This window comes from Halococcus sp. IIIV-5B, assembly GCF_003602035.1.
In the GTDB taxonomy this organism is placed as follows: Archaea; Halobacteriota; Halobacteria; order Halobacteriales; family Halococcaceae; genus Halococcus; species Halococcus salsus.
This window is the reverse complement of the sequence record NZ_QZWE01000003.1, coordinates 1-20,806: the sequence shown is the minus strand read 5'-3', so window position 1 is coordinate 20,806 and position 20,806 is coordinate 1. Positions and strand designations below refer to the sequence as shown.

Sequence of the window (20,806 nt, the reverse complement as noted above, 5' to 3'; positions counted from 1 at the left end):
ACCCACCTACAGGTCTTGGTTCGATATCCAGTACGAAAGAGTGAGATCCGTGACAAAGCACGGTCGCTACAGTCTCTTGAAGCCGATAGTATAATGTGAAATGGATGAACCAGCCTTCGTATGCCAAACTGCGATAATTGCGGCGCATTCGTCACGCAACAGTACGTTCGTGTGTTCGCTCCAACTGGGATGGATACTGTTCGGGTTTGTCCTGATTGTCCTGATATGCTTCGGGATGGTGGCGACGTTCGCGAGGCGAAATCGAAACGCCGGAATTAGTCCTCGGTCCTCGTCGTAGCCAACGATTCTAGGCGCTCATGTTGTAGAAGGTTGAAACGCCGAAGTTGTAACTGCTGCTCGTCAGTGAACCGTTTTCGAACTTCACGTTGTTCTGCTGAGCGATAAATTCCCCGTTGTGGAGTGTGGTAAGCGTATAGCTGTCGTCGCCTCCGTACGGGACAGAGTAGTTCATCCGGTACTGGGCTTCGCACAATCTGCTGTCTTGCTCCGCGTAGAGGACCGAGCTTGTGACGTTGATGACGTAACTGTCGGCCAGCGTGGTAACATCTGATAAGCCCGCCGAGACGTTGCTTCTCTGGACGGGAATAGTACCGACGATGGAGTAGTTCGTCCGATGCTCTTCAACGACGTTCGCTCTCATGACTCCGATCCCAGAGTAACTGTCTCCACAACTGCTGTTCAACACAGTGAATTCGGTGACGTTGAGGCTTCCTCCCTGTGGTTCTATCGATTGTGAGTTTGACCCGCTGAATCCCGGTATTCCCACTACCCCGCCGACAATAAGGACAACAACGACTCCAGCAAGCACCCAGATTCCAGTCCTTCGTATCATGACTTACCACCGTGTTTCTCCGTGCATAGATAGTTGCTACTATCTAACTGCCATTTTGATGGCTGAAATGAAAGTGAAAAGTCTTGAAAAGCGCCGTATCGACGAGACAATATTGGTCGACTGTAGGCCACTATGATCTATACACAGCGCTAGTGGTCTAACACCTCGGTCATACTAACTGCCGTAGGGTCGTTCTCCTGGTTTCGAATCGTCGTGTTTATGACACTCTTCTGAGAGTCGGTTCCATGCGCTGGAGACCGCTCGCTCGAAAAGAGGCGAAAACGGTTCTTACGACGAAGATTGCGTGGCTTCTCGTTCCGATTCTGGTTCTCTGGGGATTTCAACCCACATATGATGCGTATGATGCCCTCGGACGGTCGATCACTGCCGGCTATATCCAGCGAAGTACGCTGATCTTCCTCCCTCTCTGTGCACTCTTGCTGGGGTATCAGTCGATCGTGGGCGAACGAACCACCCGTAGTATCAAGTTCCTCCTTGCGTTGCCGCTCCGCCGCTCGGAGGTTCTCCTCGGCAAAAGTGTCGGGCGAACTCTGGGTGTCGCGACGATCACGCTCGTAGGCCTCATTGTCCTCGGTGCTGTGGGTCTTATCGAGCACGGCGTTTTCTCCCTAGTGCTCTTCGTTGGAACCGTTCTTACAACGCTTGTCTACGTCGCAGCACTGGTTTCAGTCGCCGTTGCAGTTTCGGCGGTCGCCAAGCGAACAGTCGTGGCGGCTACTACCGTATTTGGATTTTTCTTGGTGACCCTCTTCTGGGAACAACTCGTTCCAGCGATCTACGGCGCCATCACCGGGGTCCCGGTCGACCCATATGACCCGCCAGCAAGTGGGCCATTGTTCTTCGCGTTGCGTCTCACACCGGATGGCGCCTATGACGTGGTGACCAACTGGCTATTCGGTGTGGGAAACTCCGCCGAGCTCGTTGATACCGTCTACGCGGTTCGCCATGGTGTGAGCGTCAACGCCTACGTGGTCGATACCGCATTCGCCGATCAGGTAGTACCGTGGTATCTCCATCCCGCACTCGGAGTTGTGATTCTCCTCGGATGGATCGCTCTCCCACTCGGTCTCGCTCACCTCGCGTTCAATCGGGGTGATGCATGGTGAGTTCACCACTCGCTATCGAGACGACCGATCTCACGAAGCGTTATCGACGCACGATCGCAGTTGATGGTCTCGGTCTCACCGTCAAGTCCAATGAGATATACGGATTTTTAGGAGCTAACGGTGCAGGCAAGTCCACCACGATCGGCTTGCTTCTCGATTATTTCCGACCGACATCCGGGAGTGCTCGCGTCCTTGGTCACGACTCTCGGGATGTCGTAGCAGTCCACGATCGAGTGGGTGTTCTTCCGGATCGGTTCGGCGTTTATGAGGACCTTTCGGGCCGAGCGCATGTTCGATTCGTTGCGGACACCAAACGCACGGATGACGACCCGGGCGAGCTACTCACTCGGGTGGGACTCAGCGATGCCGCTGATCAAGAAGCTGGTGGCTACTCACAGGGAATGCAGCAACGACTCGGTCTCGCGATGGCGCTCGTTGGGGCTCCAGACCTACTCATCCTCGACGAACCGTTTACCGGTCTGGATCCACATGGCGTTCGCCGTATCAGAGAGGTGATTCGGGAAGAACACGACCGAGGGGCGAGCGTGTTCTTTTCGAGCCACACGCTCAACGAGGTACAGCGCGTTTGTGACCGGGCTGGAATCCTCGAGCAAGGTCGTCTTATCGCCGAAGGATCTCTGGCAGAACTCCGTGAACAGGCGGGATGTGAAGCTGATGCAGATATGGAAGATGTATTCGTCGCATTGGCGAGCGATCGTGCTGGAGGTGAAGTTCAGTGAATCGTCGGTCGTTTCTACGCAGTGGCGCTGTGGCCTCGGTCGTGGGTCTGGCTGGATGTTTAGGGGATGCCGAGTATAGGGTTTCCGACGTTCAGGTAAGGGATTCACCCATTCCCCTCGATCTCACTGTAGAGACACTAGACCCAAACGCAACAGTCGAGGGCCCGGCACGATTCGCGTTCAGTCTCCGGAATCCCACCCAGAGATCGGTGAGTGTTCGGAGTACAGCCGTCTGGCCATTTGGCGTACTCACGCTTACGACCACCCGGCCAAGTACCGCAGCCTCACAGCGAGCAACATTGACACCAGGGATGGCCGAAATCACCCTCTTTTCACCGAGTTACGCAGAGAGCAACAACGTCACAGTGGGACGAAATCGAAATTCGATGAGTACGGAAACGACGTGGGTCTCTCGGGATATTCCTGCGGGTGAAACAGTGAGAGAAGCCTACCAACTCTATGGTGATGATATCTACGCAACCGGGACGTACTATCTCACAGTGTGGAGTGGCCTACGCCCAAATCAATACCGCGAGAATGGGGAGTGGTCGAAGATCCCACTCAATGTTGCGATGGATGTCACACGCCGGAAGAGGCTCCCTATCTAAAAGCACCGCTAGTTATCCACACGAGGCGAATTGTGGAATCGAGAGATGGTTACACTGGATGGTGACAGATATTAAATACTATCTTTCAACTTCTCCTCATACAATTTCCCCTTGTGGAACCTGCGGAAACACTGGTGTGCCTGAGTAGTTGTTTCACGGACAAAGATCTCACACTCCATCTTTAGAAATGATAATGTAGGCCGACTCGTCCTCACGACCCAGTGGTTGCACCGTCCATCCATGTTCCTCGACCACCGACCGAAGGTCATCCGGAACTAATTCCGGATCGGCTTCATTCTCTATTCGTGGAAGGAATCGACGCCATCCAGTTTGGGGTTCACGACGTTGCTCCTTTGATAGAGGGACAGTCCCATCCGCCTCTTCGGACCAGTCATAAATACGTGTGACTGAATCATAGCCTTTAGAGCGAAGCGTGTCCAGTATCGAGTCCAGCTCGTTCGCCATTGGATAACTCGAGAGCCAATCCAAGCCAGTATCAATCTAACTCATCGGTGGAAGATGGCTCTTTCCGTGTTGAACTTGGATCTCTCCTCCTTCGGTGATGAGAACCAGCGAAAGCGCTTCTGGTGGTTCGTTGAGACGGTTCGGAAAGCCGGCGAGACCGGGGGATGGGCCCTCTTCGTGGATATCGAGGTCGAAGCGGTACACTGTGTCGAGTATACATACTGAGTGAGTGACCGTTGGGCGGTTCAACGACTTTCCGGGGAGATGTCAGGGTCTGAATTCTACGAGAAGGTCGAGACTGCAGGATAGAGTCAAATACTCTCTCTCTACCTACCCTTCGTAATTGCTGAAATAAACGTACGAAAGGCCGGCGGTGGTGCTATTCGGAACTGGTTGGCACGTCCGCCGTACAGTTGACCGATTCGCCGATGGTCACGAGCTCGCTCCGTGAGAGCTGACCGTAGATGGAGTAATCGAGGTCGCCACAGGCGAAGTTGAGATAGTTGTAGCCGCCACCAAGCGACTCAAAGTAGCCAGCCTGTCCGTTGATAGGCGTCTTCGTTCCGAAGCCGTAGAAGACGTCGTTCTCCGGTAACTGGTACATGTAGACCTCAATCGTCTCCGAGCCATCTGAATAGTAGAGATCGACATCAGTCAGGTTCTCAACCTGATCCCCGGCAGTGTACGAGGTTGGGGGGTATGTCCAGACGGTCGCGTTCACGAACGAGTATCCATCGGGGAGTTCCGTCGGTTGCGGGATAGTGTAGCCAGTGTCCTGTTGAGTTTCCTCAAGGGAGTCGTAGTCCTCGTAGCTAACAGAACCGAAACTGTAGTCCGTCACCGACGTACCATCGGGAATGGTGAGATTGAACTCGTCGTCGGAGACGCCGGTATTGACTTGCAGGTTGCTGTAGCGAGTGTTTACTGTGTAGGTGTCATCGGTCCCGTTGCTCGCATTGCCGTAGGTGCCAGCGTAATCTGACCCGAGCGGCAGGTAGGTCTCGGTGTTGAGATACAGCGTGGTCGATTCAGTGTAGTACGCCCCGTAGTCGTACTGCGGGGTGAGCGAGAAGACGTAGGCCTCGCCACCTTCGACCGTCGTCGTCCCCTCGTAGACGACGGTGTTCGATTGGTTGATCAGATCGAGGTACGAACCGAGATACGACTGGTTATCGATTCCGTTGACGATCCCGTGTGGGGAGTAGTTGGGGTAGACAGTGGCGCTGTTGTTGCTCGCGTTGTAGAGTGTGCTCGTATTCCCGCTATTCACGAAGATGCTTCCGTTCGTGAAGTCGTATCGCGTCTGGTTCGGAGCTTTGAACGTGAATGTCCCGCTCGCGTTGTTGCTGTAGTACTGATCACCGTCGTAGCTCCAATGGGAGTCCGTAGCGTAGTCTGCAGTGATATCCGAGACGTTCTGGTAGGACTGGTTAGTGCGATCGAGGATCTCTGCAGCCGAGAGACCATCGTCGTTCTCGGCCTCGTTCACGACGACGGGCTCCGATCCGTCGGTCGAATCGATATCCGTCCCTGGCAGATCCACACTCAGGGTATGCGTCCCCGACTCGAACGTCTGCGTGTCGGCATCGATAAACCGCTGCTGGGCTTCGGTCTGGGCAGACCAGCCGTCGCCGGTCTTCTGGTAGCTTGCCAACGTGAGTTCAATCGATTCGCCCTCGGTGACACTGAAAGTGATCGTCGCAGTACCGTTTTCGACCGAGATGTCCTCACTCTCGATCCGGTCAGCCGCAGTCTCGTTGATGATGAACTCACCATCAGAGACGCGTGTAACACCGTTGTCAGTGTTGCCGTGAGCGAACCGGATCAGTCGGTCAGATGTGTAGTACCCCTCATCACCGCGAAGGTTCTCGATCGAATCACCGGTGACAAAGTCCACCTGGTAGTAAGCGCTGTCCGGGTTGGCTTCACTGGACGTGTTCGTGCTGGTGTCGACACTACAGTCGAGTGATTCGGCGATCGAGACCAGTTCGTCCTGCGAGAACGGGCCCGCGATCGTGTACTGGCGGTCACCAGTCGAGAACGCGAGGACGCCCTGTCCATCGTTCTCAGCGTAGGTTCCGTTCTGGTCGTTGACCGTGACGTTCTCGCCGTAGCTCGTGGTGGCCGATTCGTTCGTGGATCCGAGCGTCGAGACGCGGACGACGAGCGAATCGTTGATCAGGTCATCGGATCCGTTGGTGTAGAGCAGCGTCGCGCTCGTGTTGCCGTCGAACGTCGTGACCGTCGAGTTCTCGAACGAGTAACCCTCGGGGATCTCGCTCGGCTCACAGAGCGTGATGTTGGTGTTCTCCTGGGTTGCCTCGAAGGAGTCGTAGGTCGAAGCTCCGAACGCGCTGTCAGGGCGTTCGGCGTCCTCGGGAGCCTCGAACTCGAAGAGGTCGTCACTGAGCCCGATGTTGATCTGCACATCACGGAAAGTCGTCATCGACTCCGTGGTGATGGTCTCGTTATCGACCTCGTACGAACTCTCGGTGGTGACGCGAACCGGGAAATACGAATCTTGGTCGAGGTAGATCGTCTCGTTGATGTCCTGAAGCTCGGTGTCCGGACGAACGGCGAGCACGTAGACGTCTTCGCCAGCAATCGTCGCAGTGCCCTCATAGCTGACGTTCGAGTCGGCAGTCAGGCCGGTCAGACTTCCGAAGGCGGACGACTCATTCATTCCACCCGAGTAGTCGCTCGTGTTGAACGTCTGGACGGTGTTGTTTCCCGCGTCGTAGGTCGTGGTGCTCGAACCGTTCGAAACCACGACATTCCCCGCCTGGCTTTCAGGCGCGAGGGTTTCGACGCGATACTGGTTCGGAAGCCTGTACGAAATCTTCTGCGTGGTGTTCTCGGTTTCGGTGACCGTTCCGTTTGAGGACGTCGAGGAGGTCACGAGCGTGGCGTTGAAGTCCTCAATATCGGCGTAGGCCTCCGTCGCGTTCTGGAGGACGTTCGCCGCTTGTGGGTCTTCAACGGTAGTCTCAGTCTCGGTCTCAGTTGCCGTTCCGGCGTCCGTCTCGACTGCGGTCGAGGTGCCGCTTGTGGCTGCTGTGGTCGTCGCCACAGCCGTTGCGGTAGACGTAGCCGTCGCGGTTTCAGTCTCGGTATCCGTCGGTTCTTCGGTGCTGGTGGCCGTCGCAGTAGCAGTGGTGTTTGCGGTACTCGCGCCTGCGCTACCGGAACCTTCAGCCGTCGGGTTATCGCCTACGCTTTCGCAGGCGACCCCATCTCCATCACTATCGAGGCCATACTCGTCGTTATCTGGATTGAAGACGGCCTCAACTTGTTCTCTGGTATCGAACTGTGAACAATCATAATCGCCATCATCCTGTGGGGTCGGGGTACTCACTCCGCTACCATCCGATTGAGAGAGTACGCCTGCTGGTGCAATAGTAAGAGCGCCCACGATGAGTACAGCAACCATGGCGAGGGCGGCGGTTCGTCTGACAATTGTCTCGCACGGCTTCATACAAAAGAAAAACATTCTACACCATCATAAGTAATTATTCTAGCGAATTTGTAAATTGATAATGGATACCAGGCTCAGTTGTATCGGCCGCTTATACCACCGTAATCTTCAAATTCAGCTGTGTGGGGTAACCTTGCTCGCACGATCTTTGAGATAGGACAAAAGAAGTCAGAAACGAGTACCTTTTCGACAGTAGAGTAATCGACATAAGCATCTCAATTACTCATTAAAATGCTGTACCTTTTGGACACCTCCATTCATGGACTGAGGAGGGGACAAAGCTCATACCCCCAGCACTGAGTCACAATACCCATGCAGCGACGACAGGCCCTCTGTACTGTACTAGGAGGAATAGGGTTATTCTCCGGTTGTCTCACTCAGGCAAGGTCAGCTATCCAAGGAGACGAGTTCAAGATAGAATATCGTGGGGACCAGCAGCCCAATAAGCAGCGTATCATCATGGTGGTACTCACTAAACCATCAACTGGCTCTATATTCAACGGAACTACAGAGGACAGCGTCAGGCTAACTGATGAGACTGGAGTATTCTACGAGAAGTATGAAGTCAAACCCGGCACCACCCTTCACCCTCAGGTCTATGCAAGTACACCAGGAAAGTATATTCTCAAAGTCTGGGTCGAAAACAGAGGGACAATGGGCGGACCGGTTCAGATTAGCAAGGATGGCTCACTAGCTGACCCAGGAACCATCGTAATAACTTCCGACGGCATTAGAAGCATGTCGTAGCAGGTTTCTGCCCCACAGGTTCAAGAGCTTCTTCATGGCAAGATAAAACCGCGCCGCACTTTCAGCAGAACCTACCGCAGGCTGCTGGTTTTCAGGGCGGCGCTCCGATTCTGACCAAAGCAGTCAGTTCAGCAACTAGTGTGGCGGTAGACGGTCAACCTTTGAGGTCGGTGGTGCGGGCACCAACGGAGTTAATTCGTTGGCGTCCATACCAACGGCTAGAGGATGGCCGATGATGAGACACCAGAAGTGGCATACGAGAGACGGAAGGTGGTACAAGCGGGAGCACTTGTTCGATACAAGTTCATCTATCCGGCAAGCGCTGAGCGATACCCACCTGGGGCGTGCTATGCGCTCCACTACGGTGTCACCAATCCTGCCAACCCATCTGTCGATGTGGAGTGGCCAGTCGGTCCCGAACAGGGAACCATGCTCCGTTACGACAACGACCACGGAGATGGAACGCACCATCGACACGTCGACGGCGACCTCGATTCCGACTACGAGTTTCCCGGCTCAGTGGCCGCCATCTACGAGCGATTCTTCGAAGAAACAGGAATTGAGCCGTTTGGACCACGCCCAGAGGAGTACGAGATATGACTGAGAACGATACCGACGACGACCGCATGACCGAGAGCGAGGAGCACGCCGGAACGTACCCGGATTCCGTTTCGGAGGAGTGGGCACGAACACTGCGTGTGACCGTCGAGTCCGACGATCGGGGTGACGAGACTGAAACCTCGCATCCAACTATCTCATTTCCGGATGTGGACACCGCGACTGCAGTATTCACTGACTCAACGCTTGCGCTCCTGCGAGCGCTCAATGTGCACGAGCCAGCGAGTATCCGCGAAGCAGCTCGGATCGTGGGACGGGATAAGAAAAACGTCTACGACCAACTCAGAAGACTGGCTGCCTATGGCATTGTCGAGTTCGTCAACGATGGGAATGCAAAGCGACCGGTCGTTCCATATGACGAGATACTGTTCGACTTTGCTGTTTCACTTGACTCCTCGAGCGGAGAGAGCGCCGACGATCCTGCTGCAGCCTGATATCTTCTTTTGTGTGGTCTGAATCCGCGTTTCAGAGACTTCTCATGACAACCCAACGTGTTTCACTCGACTATACACATAGCCGATCCCTATCGGTACCAGGGCGAAATTGATGCCCATGAGTAGACTCGCGATAGCGCCAGTGACCCCGATGAGCCATAAAATGAGCAGCGATGAGAGGATTGCTCCCAGCAGCCAGTAGACCCACCACCGAGGATACCAGTCTAAATCCCGTTTTCTGATCTTATCTGCATCAATATATATCGCAGAGAACGTGAAAAACGACGAGAAGACCAGAGTCCCGAGAAAGACCAGACTCAGCACTGTCCCCAGCTGCCCACCTGTATCAGCCACGGTCACTGAAACCATCATAAAGACGGCTAAACAGGGAAGGAGCGCTGCTATCCACCAGTGAGAGGTTGTATCGTCGCCTATCGTTGGGATTGCTCTCTCCTCTGCTGAGCTGTAGGTAGAATCGGACTCACTCATTCACGTTGATTAATACGAAGACAAGTTGCTTGGCATATAACGCTGTCCTCGGCGATCTGTGTTCTTCTAGCGGCACCAGTATTGAGGGAATACAAGAGGAAGACCAGTCGAACCATATCCTTTCCTGAACTATGCTACAAGTATGAACTACTCCCGCCGGGGTCTCCTCCGTTTAATTGGTCCGGTTCTCATTGCAGGGACAGCTGGTTGCAACTCCCTACCATTCGGAAACGGCAGTGGAACTGTCCCCATCACACTGGTGAACAACCAGAACACTCCGCATCAAGTGACCCTCTCGATTACGACAATCCCTGACGAGGGTGGCGGCTTTAGCAACTACTTTACTGGCACTTGGTTAGTGACCTCGAACAGCGAACATACCTTTGAGAAAGAACTGATGTTTACGGATTTCGAGCCAGAACTGATGGCGCTCGTAGTATTGGACGATGGCACGAGAACGAGAACTGATTTCACGTTTAGCCTTGACCTTACTGCACTCCGAATCATTATCGCTGACGAAGATATCCACGTTCAACCACGAAAATAGCCCTCTTTGGGGCTAGCAACAATGCTGGATACACCTCCCAATTTCAACAGTATATCAGTTTCGACGCCGCAGTTAGGGGACAACTATGACGTTCGGCCTATTCGCTGACCCTTTCACTCCACCATTTCCGACCCCAACCGTTCCATCAAACCCACAATAATTTAGCAGCACTCGCCAGTAGATCATAGCCGACACCGATCCCGCTACAGGATGGCATACAAATACTGCCGTGCTGTTGTCGAGCCATATCCAAATCGCAGTATAGAACGAGCAGAGACCTCCAATCACTCGCATCAGTGGTGAGTCTCGGCACCCTTACCACCGCAAAACCTGTATTCCAGGCCAGAGGAAAGGCCAGTATGCCATCGCTCCGTCCATATCCCGCTGAGCGTGTTCATGACGAGGCGTATCTCGAAGATCTCGAATCTCGCGTTGCTACAGATACTTTCCCCAGCCCCGACGCGGACCTCATCCCACGACTGACCACAGCTCGATTCGTCGCCAAGGCAGCGCGTGAAGCGGGTGAAGACGAGTTTGACGGATAGCTGGCTCTATCGGTTCAATGGCTAGTGCTGATTTCAGCTGATGTGGCGAACTCTTTCGGCTCAAAATACACCGGGGCACTATGTCAGAATTGATCTTGAATGGGTTGTCAGTACTGAAGAGTTCGTACAAAGGTCGGATCCGGCCATGCTCTTCTTTATATTGGCCTAACTGATGGCTCGGTTCAGGAACGTATTTCTATCTAAGTGGCCGACCCCAAATGACTCAAATATCGTAGTGAGGGGACAACTACGACTTCGCTCCTGAGAAGCGACCTATTCACCCCTGAGCACAAGAACGGTAAAATGATACACCGACCGAATGATGTACTCAAGTGGGAGTCCCACATGAAACGGCGTGTGAATCGCTACGCCGAGGCGTTCTTTGAGCGAACGAGCCCGTTCCAACAACTCACCCTCGTTACTATTCTCGCACTGGGTGTGTGGGCACGACTGGTGGAGTTCGGTGACTGGTTCGTCACGTTCGGGTTTCTCGCGGCGGTAGTGATCTTTACTATCGGTTTCACCTTCATCCGCTCCCGCGCCGACCCCGAGCACCGCTTCGAGCCGGGTCGCTCCGAAGCCACGCACGAGTACGGGGATGTGACGATTCACGCCACCTCAATCATCGGGTATACTGACGACAGGCGCAAAGTCCGACGGGTAGCCTGTGAGGCGGTCGATGCCGACGGCAACCGCATCGGTCGTGAGAAGAGCCGCGATTTCATCGGTGAAGCGCCGTCCTTCTACGGGATTCTCGGCGGTGATGATGAGGATGCTCGCTCAACTTCTGACCATATCGTCACGGTCGCCAATCGACTCCATGACGCCATCGACGAGCGCCGAGCGACCGGCGGCTCGGACCCTGAGGTCTCGGCGGCACTCGAAGCCGAGTTCGGAGCCTCAACAGTATCCCAAGACGCTGAAGTCGAAGAAGAGAGAGTCGGAGAATAGGAAACAACCACTCCATTGGAAATCGAGACTGACGCTCTCAATACAGTGGAAGGACCGGTGGGATCTCTCCGAACACCAATTCTATCTATTCTCCAATTCTTCGACCCCTGAAGATAGACGCTTAGCTACCTTCAGGGCGAATACTGAACCGCTTTACTGACCGAGAATTTCTTCAGGACCCTCCCATTCGTCGCTGAGAAGCCCGTACCGTTCTAAGTCCGTGTATTCCCCATCAGAGAACCCCAGTTCTCGACTGGTTCCTTCGTGAGCAAACCCAAGGCGTTCGCAGAGGGATGTGGACGCCTCATTCGGACTATCTGATACTGCAGAGATTCGATGCAATCCCATCTGTTGGAAGCCATAATCCAGGAGATAAGCGCTGGCTTCCGTTGCGTAGCCATTCCCCCATACTTCAGGCATGAGCCAAACGCCTAGATTAGCAAATCCTCGTGCGTTGTTAATCGGGTATAGCTGAACTGAGCCGATTGGTTCGCTTTCGTCTTCGTCAGGTACGACGAGTAGGGTAACTCCCTCTTCGTCACTATCTATCGATTCGAAGGTCTCACGATACTGCTCTCTATTTACGGGTGTTCGAAACGCTTCGATATAATGTCGCACATCTGGATGATTGACACCTCGTTGAAGAAACTCAATATCTTCTTCTTCGACTGTTTGTAGGTTGATGCGGTCGCACTCGATGAATGTCGGTCCTGACATAGTTGTGTTTGCTCTTGCGGTCGTCTGTCGGTTCCTCGTGAACGTACTGGCTTCTCCTAAGCAGCCGGTTGATAGTCGGTTAGGAGTAAATGAAACAGGTCATCGGACAACTCTTGTTCGCTACTTTGGATGTACTTGTAATAAAATTATGCTTCGTCTGGACAAGCCGGTGAACCAAGTTTCAGTCACGAGGGTTGCACGAACCGAGAACGCCTGTCCTCGTTTTGCACACAGAATCGACGAAACCGTGTGCAAGATTTTCGCTCGACGCCGGTAGTTCACACAGAACCAGGCCACGAATGAATTGTGTCAGCAAGACAGTAATCAGCTCACACCGGGCACGACCTCATTAGCAATCTCTTGCCTTGTTTGCAGCAGTTAGGGCGCAGCGGTAGCTGTACCATTTGAGCGATGACGAAACGACATGGTGATAACGAGCTCATCGTATGGGAACACCGGGCGTTTCGACCCGTCTCCCTCCCTGAATTGGATCACACCCATCGCTTCGAGAAGAGTCAGCTCTTCGTGGACGTTCTTCACGTCACGCTCAACGAAACGGGCAGTTTCACGGATACTCCCTGGCTCGGCGTCGGTGATTGTACGTAGCAGCTCTAGCGTCCGCTCGTTGAACGTTCGAGCTAGCTGGGCCTCACTAGGGAACGTAACGCTGTCGGGCTGGTTGACTGGCTCATCGCGGGCAAGCGACTCAATCGCCTCACGGCCCTCCTGATAGCTGTTCTCGTCGTCATCGCGAATCGTCATTAGTAGCACGTTCTCGTCATTGCTGTGATTGTTGGTGGGAGTCATGCTGATCAACCTCCGTTCTCGGATATCTTCTGATGGTAGCTTGCCACCCCTGATGGGCGGCTCATCGGGTGATGAAAGGATTCGTCGATGTCGCGGATACTCTCGCGCCACTTTTCGCCCTTTAAGAGCTATGCTCGACAAACGGCGAGAATATGGTTCGAGAGTTCGGCTACAGCGTGGTCCTCTCGTGTCCTCTTGACGACTTCTGCGAGGGACTCCTGTTGGTCGTCAGTGGCCTCCTCTACATCGTGATCGAAGTTCGAGGCAATACCTTCGAGCCCTGCTATCGTTAGCACTTCTAATCCGCCGTTCGTTAGGTCCTGCCTGAGTTCCTCAACGCGAAAGAAATGACATTCGACGAATTCAGGCTCAGTAAGCGAATTCCGCGCTACCTCGCGAGACCAATCGCCCGTTTCAGCGACATGCGGAAGAAGATGATAGAGGTGTGGAGCGCTTTTCGTAATACTCTGTAGAACAGCGAGTCGCCCCATCACAGAGACAAACACCGGTGCCTCTGACTTTGCGACACGATAGAACTCTTGGATTGCCTGTGCCCGCTCCTCAGCGTCGACCACGTGAGAAAGCGGGCCACCACAGCATAGTACGGCGTCATATGTGTTGTCTGGAGCAGTCAATGAGCGGATGTCACCTGCTTCAATACTGACTTGCTCCACGAGATCTCGCTCTTCAACCTTCTCTCGGGCAATTCGCCGCTGTTCGTCGCTTAGGTCGACTAATGTCACCTCGTAACCTTGTTCTGCGAGCCAGACTGTGTACCGACCTGCGCCACCCCCGGCATCGATTACATGCCCTCCGTCTGGGAGATGTTCGTTCAGGTACTCCACTGTGTTCTCGAATTCGAATTGCGCTTTTCGCGTTGCCTGCAATCGTTTCCATTCTTCGTTACCGTACTCATCGTAGTAGTTCTCAGGGTCAAGTGCGGCGAACGGGTCGGCAGCATCGTCCATCTTGAGATGATGTCTATGGGAAGGCACATGCAAGTTCTGCTCACTTAGCGAATTGGTCGCGAATAGAGTTGTGTAGTCCCCTCTTCCGAATACTCCCTCTTTATACTCCTACATGTCGATGAAATTGAAAAATGGAAGCTACCTCATGGATTGGAGCACTCGTTGGCGTCGGTTGTACGGTGCTCACTCTCTTTTTTGGATGGCTCACGTTCGCGATAGTAGATGGCGTCCTGCACGACCCATACACTACGCTGAATGGGCTCACGGTAATGCTGCTAACCAGTTTCGTCAGCGGACTGCTATTGTTCAGTTCCCTGTCGATAGTCCTGTTGACCGGGAAATACCAGAGCCACAAAAAGGCCTTTCAGGCAACCTGGTCTGCTCTAGCCCTTCTGACGGTTCTACTGTTTCTCTGGGTGTGGGCGGCGGCAGCGGTCGTCGAATAACGACGCCACATAGCTCCTATCTGTGTCTCAAGAAAACAGAATTCGAATGGGTAGTCCAATCACGTGGCCTACGAGAGATGCCGCTAACCCAAGCATTCCAAATACTCCCATTAGTGCGATTCCACCGGGAAGAGTTAGTTCGTCCGACCTAGCGCCGGATCTCTCGGCAAAAAGTACTGCCGAAAGGGCAGTCACACCGGGGATCGCCCCTATCAAGATGCTTCCACCAATGCTTCCGCCACTGGAGCCATTCGTCATCCCTGCAACAAACGGTAATACTGTAAACGGAGCAAGGGTAGAGAGATTCTCGGACGAAGAAGCTCTCCCAAGAAGGAATAGGAGTGTTGTTCCTCCAGCCATCGCTGCGGAATATCCTGCTAGAGAGCATGGTTTCGTATGGATCGTGAATATACTCATGTTGGTGACTTTCTGACCCCTCTCTCACCCAAATCGTCCCCTTTGGACATTATTCCATCGGCGTCGTTCCGCTGACCAATAGCCACAATCTATCGGACAACTAACAATGGATGGTATCAGACGAACGCTTGATGGGTTGTGAAGTTCACCGAATGGCTGCATCAGCTGAGATACACTCCCTCCCTCGATACAGAGCTATGCGTCTCTGTACATCGATTTGAGGGCCCCATAAAGCACTTACCAGCAATGGTACGCCACCTAATGTGAACAGACGAATGTTTCTCACCGGAACTACGCTAACCGCTGTTGCTAGTCTGACTGGCTGTACCGGACCAGCATTCGAATCAAGTTCAGGAACAGCCACCAAAACCGATACACAATGTAGTTCAAATTATGTCGATTTCTGGCAGTGGCGACCACCTCCCATCGGATGGACACAGGATACGGTTTTAGTGACGTATGGTCAGCGACCGGGAAAAGATGTTTACTTGGCCGTTCAGGAGGGAGATACCGTACTTGGTGGGGCCTATCTAACATCTCCTATGGAGGGGTCACTGGTGGCAGATGGACATCCGATTCAGCTCAACCAGCGACTCTCTGGAAAGCATACGATACGAGCGAAAATGTATCTCTATTCAGGTGAGGAGAACCAATTTGACCCAGATCAAGGAACCCTCTGTCGGCATGATGGCAAGATAGTACAATCACAGAAGATCACGGTGAACTTCAGCAAGCTGGATAGAAATACAATGACCAGTGCGAGTGACCAGGCCATATAATTCTCAAAAATAGTTGAATGTAGCGAGCTACGAGTAGTTGATATCTAGTGAGCCATCTGACTAGCATCAACTCGCTAGGAACCCAACGACAATCACGACTCATTAATCCGCCTGCGCTGGGTGACTAAGCTTTGCTCTCTATCCAGAGGTGTTTCTGGTGCATATATTAGGAGATGCTTCCGATAACGACCATGCGCCCTGATTCGTGGAAGGACGCTTTCCTCGGCGTTTGGTGTGTTGGCAGTGGCCTCTACTTCGCTCGTGCTTCTTTGGTGGCGATTTACCATCTCGGCTGGGAGCTCGTTCAGAATCTTGCCATTTCGGCTCTCCTTTTCGGAGTTTGCGGTGCGTGTGCTCAGCTCGTATTCTTGGGTGCGACATTGCTCACAGGCTATTATCGAGATCGAGGAAAGAAGCTAGATAAGTATTATCGCATAGTGAGCGGTCTATTCTTGGTCCTCATACTCGTTGGACTTGGTGGCATCTTTATTCCAGTTTTCACGTAACAATCCCCACAGCCTGCCGAGCATTCACCTGCACACCACTGTTGTATTTCTATTTCTTGGGTCGTTTGAAGACGAGAGCATTTGCAACTGTAACCGGCCGTCCACTGAGTCCGGTTTTCGAGCCAGGGAGTTCAGTAACCAGTTCCCACTCTTCGTCACCCCACTCGTTTAGCATGTCTTCTGACAGCTCTTCGCCTTTTCTGAGGAATCCACCCTCATCGAGATCGACGATTCGGTACTCCCATTTAGTCATAGATTATGGTAGATAATTGAGTCGCGATATATCTGCTTTTTCACTCTTTGTGGCTAGCCACCATTCCGCTGAACGTCCACTCGCACGACCGGTGTACATCTACATCCACTATCAAGCTCTACATGCACTGTCAAACCACTGTGGGCGTAATACAAGAAGTAAATTGACGATATCTCCGAGTGGTTGCCTAGCGCAAGAGTATAGCTTTCCACCAGACTGGCGAGAAGATGGTCCGCTTTACTGCATATTTGAGGGGGCAAGAATCCGCTATGCGCGAGAGAGTAGAAACGGACACGAGGAACGCTTACCGAGAACTACTCAGTCTCGAGGGCAGTGTAGATGTCGGCATGGCGCTCTGCGTCGAGTCGCCCAATCTCGAGGACGATCTCGCGACGTTCTTCGTCGGTGGTCGCCGAGTGATATCGCTCGTACAACTGGTGGACCTCATCATCAGTGTCCGTCGAGGAATCTACGCTTGATGCCATCTCTACGTGATTTACACCCCAGACTCACAAATCAGTTGTGGCGGGCACATGCTCTGAAGTAGATGGCTGCTGTTTCAATATCCACGCCGGCTTCGTCGGTTGCGAATCGATGTAAGAGTGCCCGAACCTCGTCACCGTACTCAAACGTGTACCCGTTCAACACATAGAAGACGACCACCGTTCGAAGTGCTGTTCGCTTGTTCCCGTCGACGAACGGGTGATCCACAACGAGCAACCGCATCAATTGAACCGCTTTCTCGTGGATTGAGGTCGGTACCTCGCCGAAGAATCCCTCGGAAATGTACTGGAGAGCTGATTCGACCGGCTTCTCGGACCGTACACCTGCTTCGGTAACCTCGCTTTCCTCGACGATCTGCTCGTGGATATCGAGGATATCCTGTACAGAGGGATATACGAGGTCCTCGGTCACACTCATCACTTTTCGCCGAGCTCGCATAGGAGTTTCTGACGGTTGCGTTGCTACAGCGGGATGACTGAAATCGAGCAAAGGTATCAGATCAGGCCGAGGAGCGAATTTCGGGACTCGGGAGGCTTGGGTCACGGTATGGGTTGCGGCCGTAGACCGCATCGTGGAGGTCACGTTCATCGAGTTGGTCGACGAGCGTTCGGCGGAGCCGATTGAGGCTGGTGGTATCGAGGTCGTGGTTCTCGCAGAGGCTCGTGAACGATTCCTCATCGGTAATCGAATGAAACTGCTCGTAGAGGGCTGCAAGTTTCCCTGGCGATTGTTCGGCGATCCACTCGTCGTCGTGGAGACCGAGATGATGCTCGCGTTCGTGGTCGACGACGTGGCGGATTACGACGAGCGCGACCTTGGGGATAGCGCGCTGACTCCCGAAGGCGGTGAGGTCGAGATCGACCATCGTTCCGATGGCGCGATCGCGCTGCCAGGGTGTGAGATCCAGACTGCTACACAATGCGTGGGTCAATCGAAGTTTTTCGAGACGGTGAGCCCGCCGGCTGTAGCCCGCCATCGCGGGATGACGTTCGTCGTGGAGTCGCCGAACGTTCTCGCTGAGGTCGTGCTCGGGTGCGTCCGCGCGACCGATACGCGTCGCACTTGGGGTGACGAGCCCCCATCGCCGGACGGTTTCGTCGCGCTGGAGATCAGCTCGCGAGACAGTACTATCTCCAGGAAGCTGGCTGAGCGGCGAGATTTCGCGTTCGCTGAGCAGTTCCGGGCGGCGGTCCTCGACCGTCGGGAGTAAATATCCACCAGCATCCTCGTCGGTCATTACGCAGCCAATACTGCCTACTCGTAGTTGAAAGGCATGGCTATGTGCAGTAATCCTCCACCGAGAAACCAGTGCGTTCCTCCCTCGTATCTATACCTTATCGCCAGAAGCACTTAAAGAATCAGCGACCACAACATGACCTCGGCTTCCTCTATCCTCAACATCTTACCAAACGCTTAGCGCGCTATGGGAACAACTGTTTGGTAAGATGGGACCTCCTTCTCGTGAAAGCGAGACGACCGATATCAGTACTCGCGCTGCGTGAAGTAGGTGTCTGAGTGGAGTTCGTGAGTGATTTCTCTCGGTTGGACCAACCAACACTAGCAAACTGCCACCGCGACTGGGTAGATCTGGTTCTGATATCGGACGAAATCATGTTTAACCCAGACTGCTTCGTCAATGCTACTTGGAATTTGAACGAGATCCCCTCCACTGGAACTCGCATTCCGAAATATGCGTTGCTGCCTAGGAGTAAGATCTGAAAAGTCTATGACTTGTTGAGGGTCTGAGGGTGTGGTGCTCCCGGCTTGATCCACTTGCAGCATCGCGGGGCATGAATGAGATTGATTTGAAGTACTATTCTGAGTTCCTGTAGTCGCTCTTGTGGCAGCACTTGTAATGGTCGCCGGTTCCTTGCGTGGAGCGGACGTATCCACCGGTGTTTGCTCCGTACTTGTCGGAGATGATTGAGTGGATTCTGAGTCATTGCCCGTGCATCCTGCGAAAAGACCCAGTCCAATTCCTACTGCAGAGAGATATTGTCGCCGTTGCACGCTACTCGTTTAATGAGGCTGCCACAAAATCCCTTGCAAGGTAAAAAAGAGCTTAGTCTAGAAGAGGCACGCAAACTCCCCTCATAGTAGGTTCACCGCTCGTAAGAACAGCCAATCTGTGACACGGCACGATACACACCTGGGAAGCCAGTCAAAGTGGATCCGTATCACAACCTAAGGAAGGCCGATGTGGGACAGGAATTTACATCGAGGCACTCAGCGATACAGCAGTGAGACCTATCCGGTGGATTGAGGTTCTAATTGGAATCTGTTGCTTGTTAGTACCCCTCTGGCTAATACCGGAGCTAGTCTCAAGCCTACTCTATTTCAGAGAACTTCGAGGATATCTAACACTCACCAGTATTCTGGGGAACCTCGGCATTGCAGTTGGGTTTCTCGTGATCGGGAGCATCGGAATGAGCCTCTTGACACGCGAGTACCACAAGCATCGCAGAGCATTCCACTGGACCTGGCTGGTTTTCGGCGTTCTCTCCGTCCTCATCTATTTTACCGTATTACTGTCGAACAGCGGCGTCAATTAGCGTGCAACAAGTAGTAGCAGTGATGTGTTGCCTAGCCCACAAAGATTACTACAACTCAACACCTCAATATTATACTATCATCAATGGACCGACGGGAATTTCTTCGCGGTAGCTTGGGCGCTACGTTGTCCGTGGCCAGTATCGGCTTCACAGGATGTTTCGGTCACTCCGATCCTGGCCAAATCGAAGCGTATCTCGACGACACGGAGGGGTGGGATGACGATGTGACTCCTACAGACAACATCGTTGATAAGACAGACTTTGATCACGTTCCGATTACAGTTGGCAGCGGCCCAAACTACCACTCGTTTTCACCACTGGCCATAGAGATTTCGCCTGGAACCACTGTCACTTGGGTCTGGACCGGACGAGGGGGAAGACACAATATCAAGAATACGCGCACCTCAACATTGACACTCAGAAGTGGGTCGCCAAAACAAAACGGCCTGTTCAGCCATACATTCTCTAAAAGTGGGCTATTACTCTATTTCTGCGACCGACACTACTCAGAGAATATGCGAGGTGCCATTATTGTCACTTCTCCGGGTTCAGAGACGGAAGCTACGGAATAGCCTCTGACGAGGACGCCATGCTAAGTGGATGAGTCGAAACATTTCTGGGATTTAACCCTTCTAAAGAGATTATTGACTATCGGCTTCTTCGAAGGCATCAGTCATCTGGTCGGCGAGTTCGCCGGCCTCTATGTGCGAATAGTGCTCGCGGACGACTTCCTCAGAGTTGTCAAGCGCACGTGCAGCAGCCGCATGGCCTGAGGTACGCACGAGAACCTCACCAGCACCGCGTCGAGCTCCATGGGGCATCAGATACTCGTCGTCATCGTCGAGTTCGATACCTGCCTGCTCACAAAGCTGTTTGAGAATGTGCCGTCCAGCGTCGGTCGTGATCGAGGGTGGTGCGACGTCGATCTCAACACAGACTTCAATGAGCGACTGGTCCTCTCTGGTCTCCTCGATCTCTGTCTCGGTATAGCCACGGTCGGTGAGTGTCTCCGTAAGCAGCTGCGAGAGCGTCGGCCGGTGGAAGGAGGGAAAGACCGGCCAACTTGGACTGGGAGCGTCGAGAACGCGCTGATAGGCCTCGAAGGGATAGACCACAGGCCCTGGAAGACCTCGGTCATCAAGGCGCTGCTTTTTCGCAAACACCGTCACGTAGCGGTCCTCGAGGTGGACGTCTTCCCAGTGAAGCCCCTGGCGTCGGTCATCGCTCTTGTCGCGGAGGATCTCTGCTCCCCGGACCC

Annotated in this window: 21 protein-coding genes and 1 pseudogene; 11 read left to right on the top strand and 11 right to left on the bottom strand. The window is 53.5% G+C overall.

The window, feature by feature from the left end; translation table 11 throughout:
* Positions 1–307: 307 nt before the first annotated feature.
* Complete coding sequence (locus D3261_RS19625) at positions 308–853, bottom strand: hypothetical protein (protein WP_147464907.1); 546 nt, start codon at positions 851–853, stop codon at positions 308–310.
* Positions 854–1,098: 245 nt separating this feature from the next.
* On the opposite strand from D3261_RS19625, the gene D3261_RS03175 reads away from it, so the two are divergent.
* From D3261_RS03175 to D3261_RS19620, 3 genes are all read left to right on the top strand, one after another.
* Entirely contained in the window at positions 1,099–1,980 is an 882-nt protein-coding gene (locus D3261_RS03175) for an ABC transporter permease subunit (RefSeq protein WP_120068846.1), read from the top strand.
* Positions 1,974–2,720, top strand: a complete 747-nt coding sequence (locus D3261_RS03170; protein WP_120068843.1) for an ABC transporter ATP-binding protein — start codon at positions 1,974–1,976, stop codon at positions 2,718–2,720. Before D3261_RS03175 ends, D3261_RS03170 begins: the two co-directional genes overlap by 7 nt.
* Before the next feature lie 386 nt (positions 2,721–3,106).
* Positions 3,107–3,328 carry a hypothetical protein gene (locus D3261_RS19620; protein WP_147464906.1) on the top strand — a complete coding sequence of 74 codons (222 nt, stop codon included), beginning with the start codon at positions 3,107–3,109 and terminating at the stop codon, positions 3,326–3,328.
* A gap of 168 nt (positions 3,329–3,496) precedes the next feature.
* On the opposite strand, the gene D3261_RS20595 is transcribed toward D3261_RS19620, so the two are convergent.
* Complete coding sequence (locus D3261_RS20595; protein ID WP_233553856.1) at positions 3,497–3,793, bottom strand: hypothetical protein; 297 nt, start codon at positions 3,791–3,793, stop codon at positions 3,497–3,499.
* 54 nt (positions 3,794–3,847) lie between these two features.
* Here D3261_RS20595 and D3261_RS19910 point away from each other — a divergent pair, with 54 nt between their 5' ends.
* The gene (locus tag D3261_RS19910) at positions 3,848–4,018 is read left to right on the top strand and encodes a hypothetical protein (RefSeq protein ID WP_158589337.1); all 171 of its coding nucleotides are present in this window, start codon (positions 3,848–3,850) and stop codon (positions 4,016–4,018) included.
* 154 nt (positions 4,019–4,172) lie between these two features.
* On the opposite strand, the gene D3261_RS03165 is transcribed toward D3261_RS19910, so the two are convergent.
* Positions 4,173–6,863: a DUF4367 domain-containing protein gene (locus D3261_RS03165; RefSeq protein WP_158589336.1), complete on the bottom strand. Its 2,691-nt coding sequence runs from the start codon at positions 6,861–6,863 to the stop codon at positions 4,173–4,175.
* Positions 6,864–7,580: 717 nt separating this feature from the next.
* Between D3261_RS03165 and D3261_RS19615 the strand changes: the two genes are divergently transcribed.
* The 3 genes from D3261_RS19615 (at position 7,581) to D3261_RS03155 (ending at position 9,067) form a co-directional block, all read left to right on the top strand.
* Positions 7,581–8,015: a hypothetical protein gene (locus D3261_RS19615; RefSeq protein WP_147464905.1), complete on the top strand. Its 435-nt coding sequence runs from the start codon at positions 7,581–7,583 to the stop codon at positions 8,013–8,015.
* Positions 8,016–8,240: 225 nt separating this feature from the next.
* Positions 8,241–8,615 carry a DUF6516 family protein gene (locus D3261_RS03160; protein ID WP_120068838.1) on the top strand — a complete coding sequence of 125 codons (375 nt, stop codon included), beginning with the start codon at positions 8,241–8,243 and terminating at the stop codon, positions 8,613–8,615.
* Positions 8,612–9,067, top strand: a complete 456-nt coding sequence (locus tag D3261_RS03155; RefSeq protein WP_120068835.1) for a transcriptional regulator — start codon at positions 8,612–8,614, stop codon at positions 9,065–9,067. Before D3261_RS03160 ends, D3261_RS03155 begins: the two co-directional genes overlap by 4 nt.
* 42 nt (positions 9,068–9,109) lie before the next feature.
* On the opposite strand, the gene D3261_RS03150 is transcribed toward D3261_RS03155, so the two are convergent.
* The gene (locus D3261_RS03150) at positions 9,110–9,556 is read right to left on the bottom strand and encodes a hypothetical protein (RefSeq protein ID WP_120068832.1); all 447 of its coding nucleotides are present in this window, start codon (positions 9,554–9,556) and stop codon (positions 9,110–9,112) included.
* A gap of 142 nt (positions 9,557–9,698) precedes the next feature.
* Between D3261_RS03150 and D3261_RS03145 the strand changes: the two genes are divergently transcribed.
* The gene (locus tag D3261_RS03145; protein ID WP_147464904.1) at positions 9,699–10,103 is read left to right on the top strand and encodes a hypothetical protein; all 405 of its coding nucleotides are present in this window, start codon (positions 9,699–9,701) and stop codon (positions 10,101–10,103) included.
* Positions 10,104–11,005: 902 nt separating this feature from the next.
* Complete coding sequence (locus D3261_RS03140) at positions 11,006–11,599, top strand: hypothetical protein (protein WP_147464903.1); 594 nt, start codon at positions 11,006–11,008, stop codon at positions 11,597–11,599.
* 153 nt (positions 11,600–11,752) lie between these two features.
* Here the strand turns inward: D3261_RS03140 and D3261_RS03135 are convergent, their stop codons facing one another.
* The 3 genes from D3261_RS03135 to D3261_RS03125 all read right to left on the bottom strand — a co-directional run bounded on the left by D3261_RS03135 (position 11,753) and on the right by D3261_RS03125 (position 14,091).
* Positions 11,753–12,316 carry a GNAT family N-acetyltransferase gene (locus D3261_RS03135; protein WP_120068825.1) on the bottom strand — a complete coding sequence of 188 codons (564 nt, stop codon included), beginning with the start codon at positions 12,314–12,316 and terminating at the stop codon, positions 11,753–11,755.
* A gap of 378 nt (positions 12,317–12,694) precedes the next feature.
* Positions 12,695–13,123: a hypothetical protein gene (locus D3261_RS03130; RefSeq protein ID WP_120068822.1), complete on the bottom strand. Its 429-nt coding sequence runs from the start codon at positions 13,121–13,123 to the stop codon at positions 12,695–12,697.
* Between the two features lie 128 nt (positions 13,124–13,251).
* Positions 13,252–14,091 carry a bifunctional 2-polyprenyl-6-hydroxyphenol methylase/3-demethylubiquinol 3-O-methyltransferase UbiG gene (locus D3261_RS03125; RefSeq protein ID WP_120068819.1) on the bottom strand — a complete coding sequence of 280 codons (840 nt, stop codon included), beginning with the start codon at positions 14,089–14,091 and terminating at the stop codon, positions 13,252–13,254.
* Positions 14,092–14,222: 131 nt separating this feature from the next.
* Here D3261_RS03125 and D3261_RS03120 point away from each other — a divergent pair, with 131 nt between their 5' ends.
* Complete coding sequence (locus tag D3261_RS03120) at positions 14,223–14,537, top strand: hypothetical protein (protein ID WP_120068816.1); 315 nt, start codon at positions 14,223–14,225, stop codon at positions 14,535–14,537.
* A gap of 1,751 nt (positions 14,538–16,288) precedes the next feature.
* On the opposite strand, the gene D3261_RS03110 is transcribed toward D3261_RS03120, so the two are convergent.
* The 3 genes from D3261_RS03110 to D3261_RS03100 all read right to left on the bottom strand — a co-directional run bounded on the left by D3261_RS03110 (position 16,289) and on the right by D3261_RS03100 (position 18,233).
* Entirely contained in the window at positions 16,289–16,492 is a 204-nt protein-coding gene (locus tag D3261_RS03110) for a DUF4177 domain-containing protein (RefSeq protein ID WP_120068810.1), read from the bottom strand.
* Positions 16,493–17,008: 516 nt separating this feature from the next.
* Positions 17,009–17,407, bottom strand: a complete 399-nt coding sequence (locus tag D3261_RS03105; protein WP_120069236.1) for a type II toxin-antitoxin system death-on-curing family toxin — start codon at positions 17,405–17,407, stop codon at positions 17,009–17,011.
* A gap of 88 nt (positions 17,408–17,495) precedes the next feature.
* Positions 17,496–18,233, bottom strand: a complete 738-nt coding sequence (locus D3261_RS03100) for a DNA-directed RNA polymerase subunit epsilon (RefSeq protein ID WP_120068807.1) — start codon at positions 18,231–18,233, stop codon at positions 17,496–17,498.
* 1,398 nt (positions 18,234–19,631) lie between these two features.
* On the opposite strand from D3261_RS03100, the gene D3261_RS21010 reads away from it, so the two are divergent.
* The gene (locus tag D3261_RS21010) at positions 19,632–20,120 is read left to right on the top strand and encodes a halocyanin domain-containing protein (RefSeq protein ID WP_120068804.1); all 489 of its coding nucleotides are present in this window, start codon (positions 19,632–19,634) and stop codon (positions 20,118–20,120) included.
* Between the two features lie 69 nt (positions 20,121–20,189).
* On the opposite strand, the pseudogene D3261_RS03090 reads toward D3261_RS21010, so the two are convergent.
* Positions 20,190–20,806, bottom strand: a pseudogene (locus D3261_RS03090) (integrase); the annotation flags it as partial.

What these genes read in the sequence shown, in the direction of transcription:
- D3261_RS19625 (WP_147464907.1), bottom strand. Translation starts at nt 853, where the DNA reads ATGATACGAAGGACTGGAATCTGGGTGCTTGCTGGAGTCGTTGTTGTC.
- D3261_RS03175 (WP_120068846.1), top strand. Translation starts at nt 1,099, where the DNA reads ATGCGCTGGAGACCGCTCGCTCGAAAAGAGGCGAAAACGGTTCTTACG.
- D3261_RS03170 (WP_120068843.1), top strand. Translation starts at nt 1,974, where the DNA reads ATGGTGAGTTCACCACTCGCTATCGAGACGACCGATCTCACGAAGCGT.
- D3261_RS19620 (WP_147464906.1), top strand. Translation starts at nt 3,107, where the DNA reads ATGAGTACGGAAACGACGTGGGTCTCTCGGGATATTCCTGCGGGTGAA.
- D3261_RS20595 (WP_233553856.1), bottom strand. Translation starts at nt 3,793, where the DNA reads ATGGCGAACGAGCTGGACTCGATACTGGACACGCTTCGCTCTAAAGGC.
- D3261_RS19910 (WP_158589337.1), top strand. Translation starts at nt 3,848, where the DNA reads ATGGCTCTTTCCGTGTTGAACTTGGATCTCTCCTCCTTCGGTGATGAG.
- D3261_RS19615 (WP_147464905.1), top strand. Translation starts at nt 7,581, where the DNA reads ATGCAGCGACGACAGGCCCTCTGTACTGTACTAGGAGGAATAGGGTTA.
- D3261_RS03160 (WP_120068838.1), top strand. Translation starts at nt 8,241, where the DNA reads ATGGCCGATGATGAGACACCAGAAGTGGCATACGAGAGACGGAAGGTG.
- D3261_RS03155 (WP_120068835.1), top strand. Translation starts at nt 8,612, where the DNA reads ATGACTGAGAACGATACCGACGACGACCGCATGACCGAGAGCGAGGAG.
- D3261_RS03150 (WP_120068832.1), bottom strand. Translation starts at nt 9,556, where the DNA reads ATGAGTGAGTCCGATTCTACCTACAGCTCAGCAGAGGAGAGAGCAATC.
- D3261_RS03145 (WP_147464904.1), top strand. Translation starts at nt 9,699, where the DNA reads ATGAACTACTCCCGCCGGGGTCTCCTCCGTTTAATTGGTCCGGTTCTC.
- D3261_RS03135 (WP_120068825.1), bottom strand. Translation starts at nt 12,316, where the DNA reads ATGTCAGGACCGACATTCATCGAGTGCGACCGCATCAACCTACAAACA.
- D3261_RS03130 (WP_120068822.1), bottom strand. Translation starts at nt 13,123, where the DNA reads ATGACTCCCACCAACAATCACAGCAATGACGAGAACGTGCTACTAATG.
- D3261_RS03125 (WP_120068819.1), bottom strand. Translation starts at nt 14,091, where the DNA reads ATGGACGATGCTGCCGACCCGTTCGCCGCACTTGACCCTGAGAACTAC.
- D3261_RS03120 (WP_120068816.1), top strand. Translation starts at nt 14,223, where the DNA reads ATGGAAGCTACCTCATGGATTGGAGCACTCGTTGGCGTCGGTTGTACG.
- D3261_RS03110 (WP_120068810.1), bottom strand. Translation starts at nt 16,492, where the DNA reads ATGACTAAATGGGAGTACCGAATCGTCGATCTCGATGAGGGTGGATTC.
- D3261_RS03100 (WP_120068807.1), bottom strand. Translation starts at nt 18,233, where the DNA reads ATGACCGACGAGGATGCTGGTGGATATTTACTCCCGACGGTCGAGGAC.
- D3261_RS21010 (WP_120068804.1), top strand. Translation starts at nt 19,632, where the DNA reads ATGGACCGACGGGAATTTCTTCGCGGTAGCTTGGGCGCTACGTTGTCC.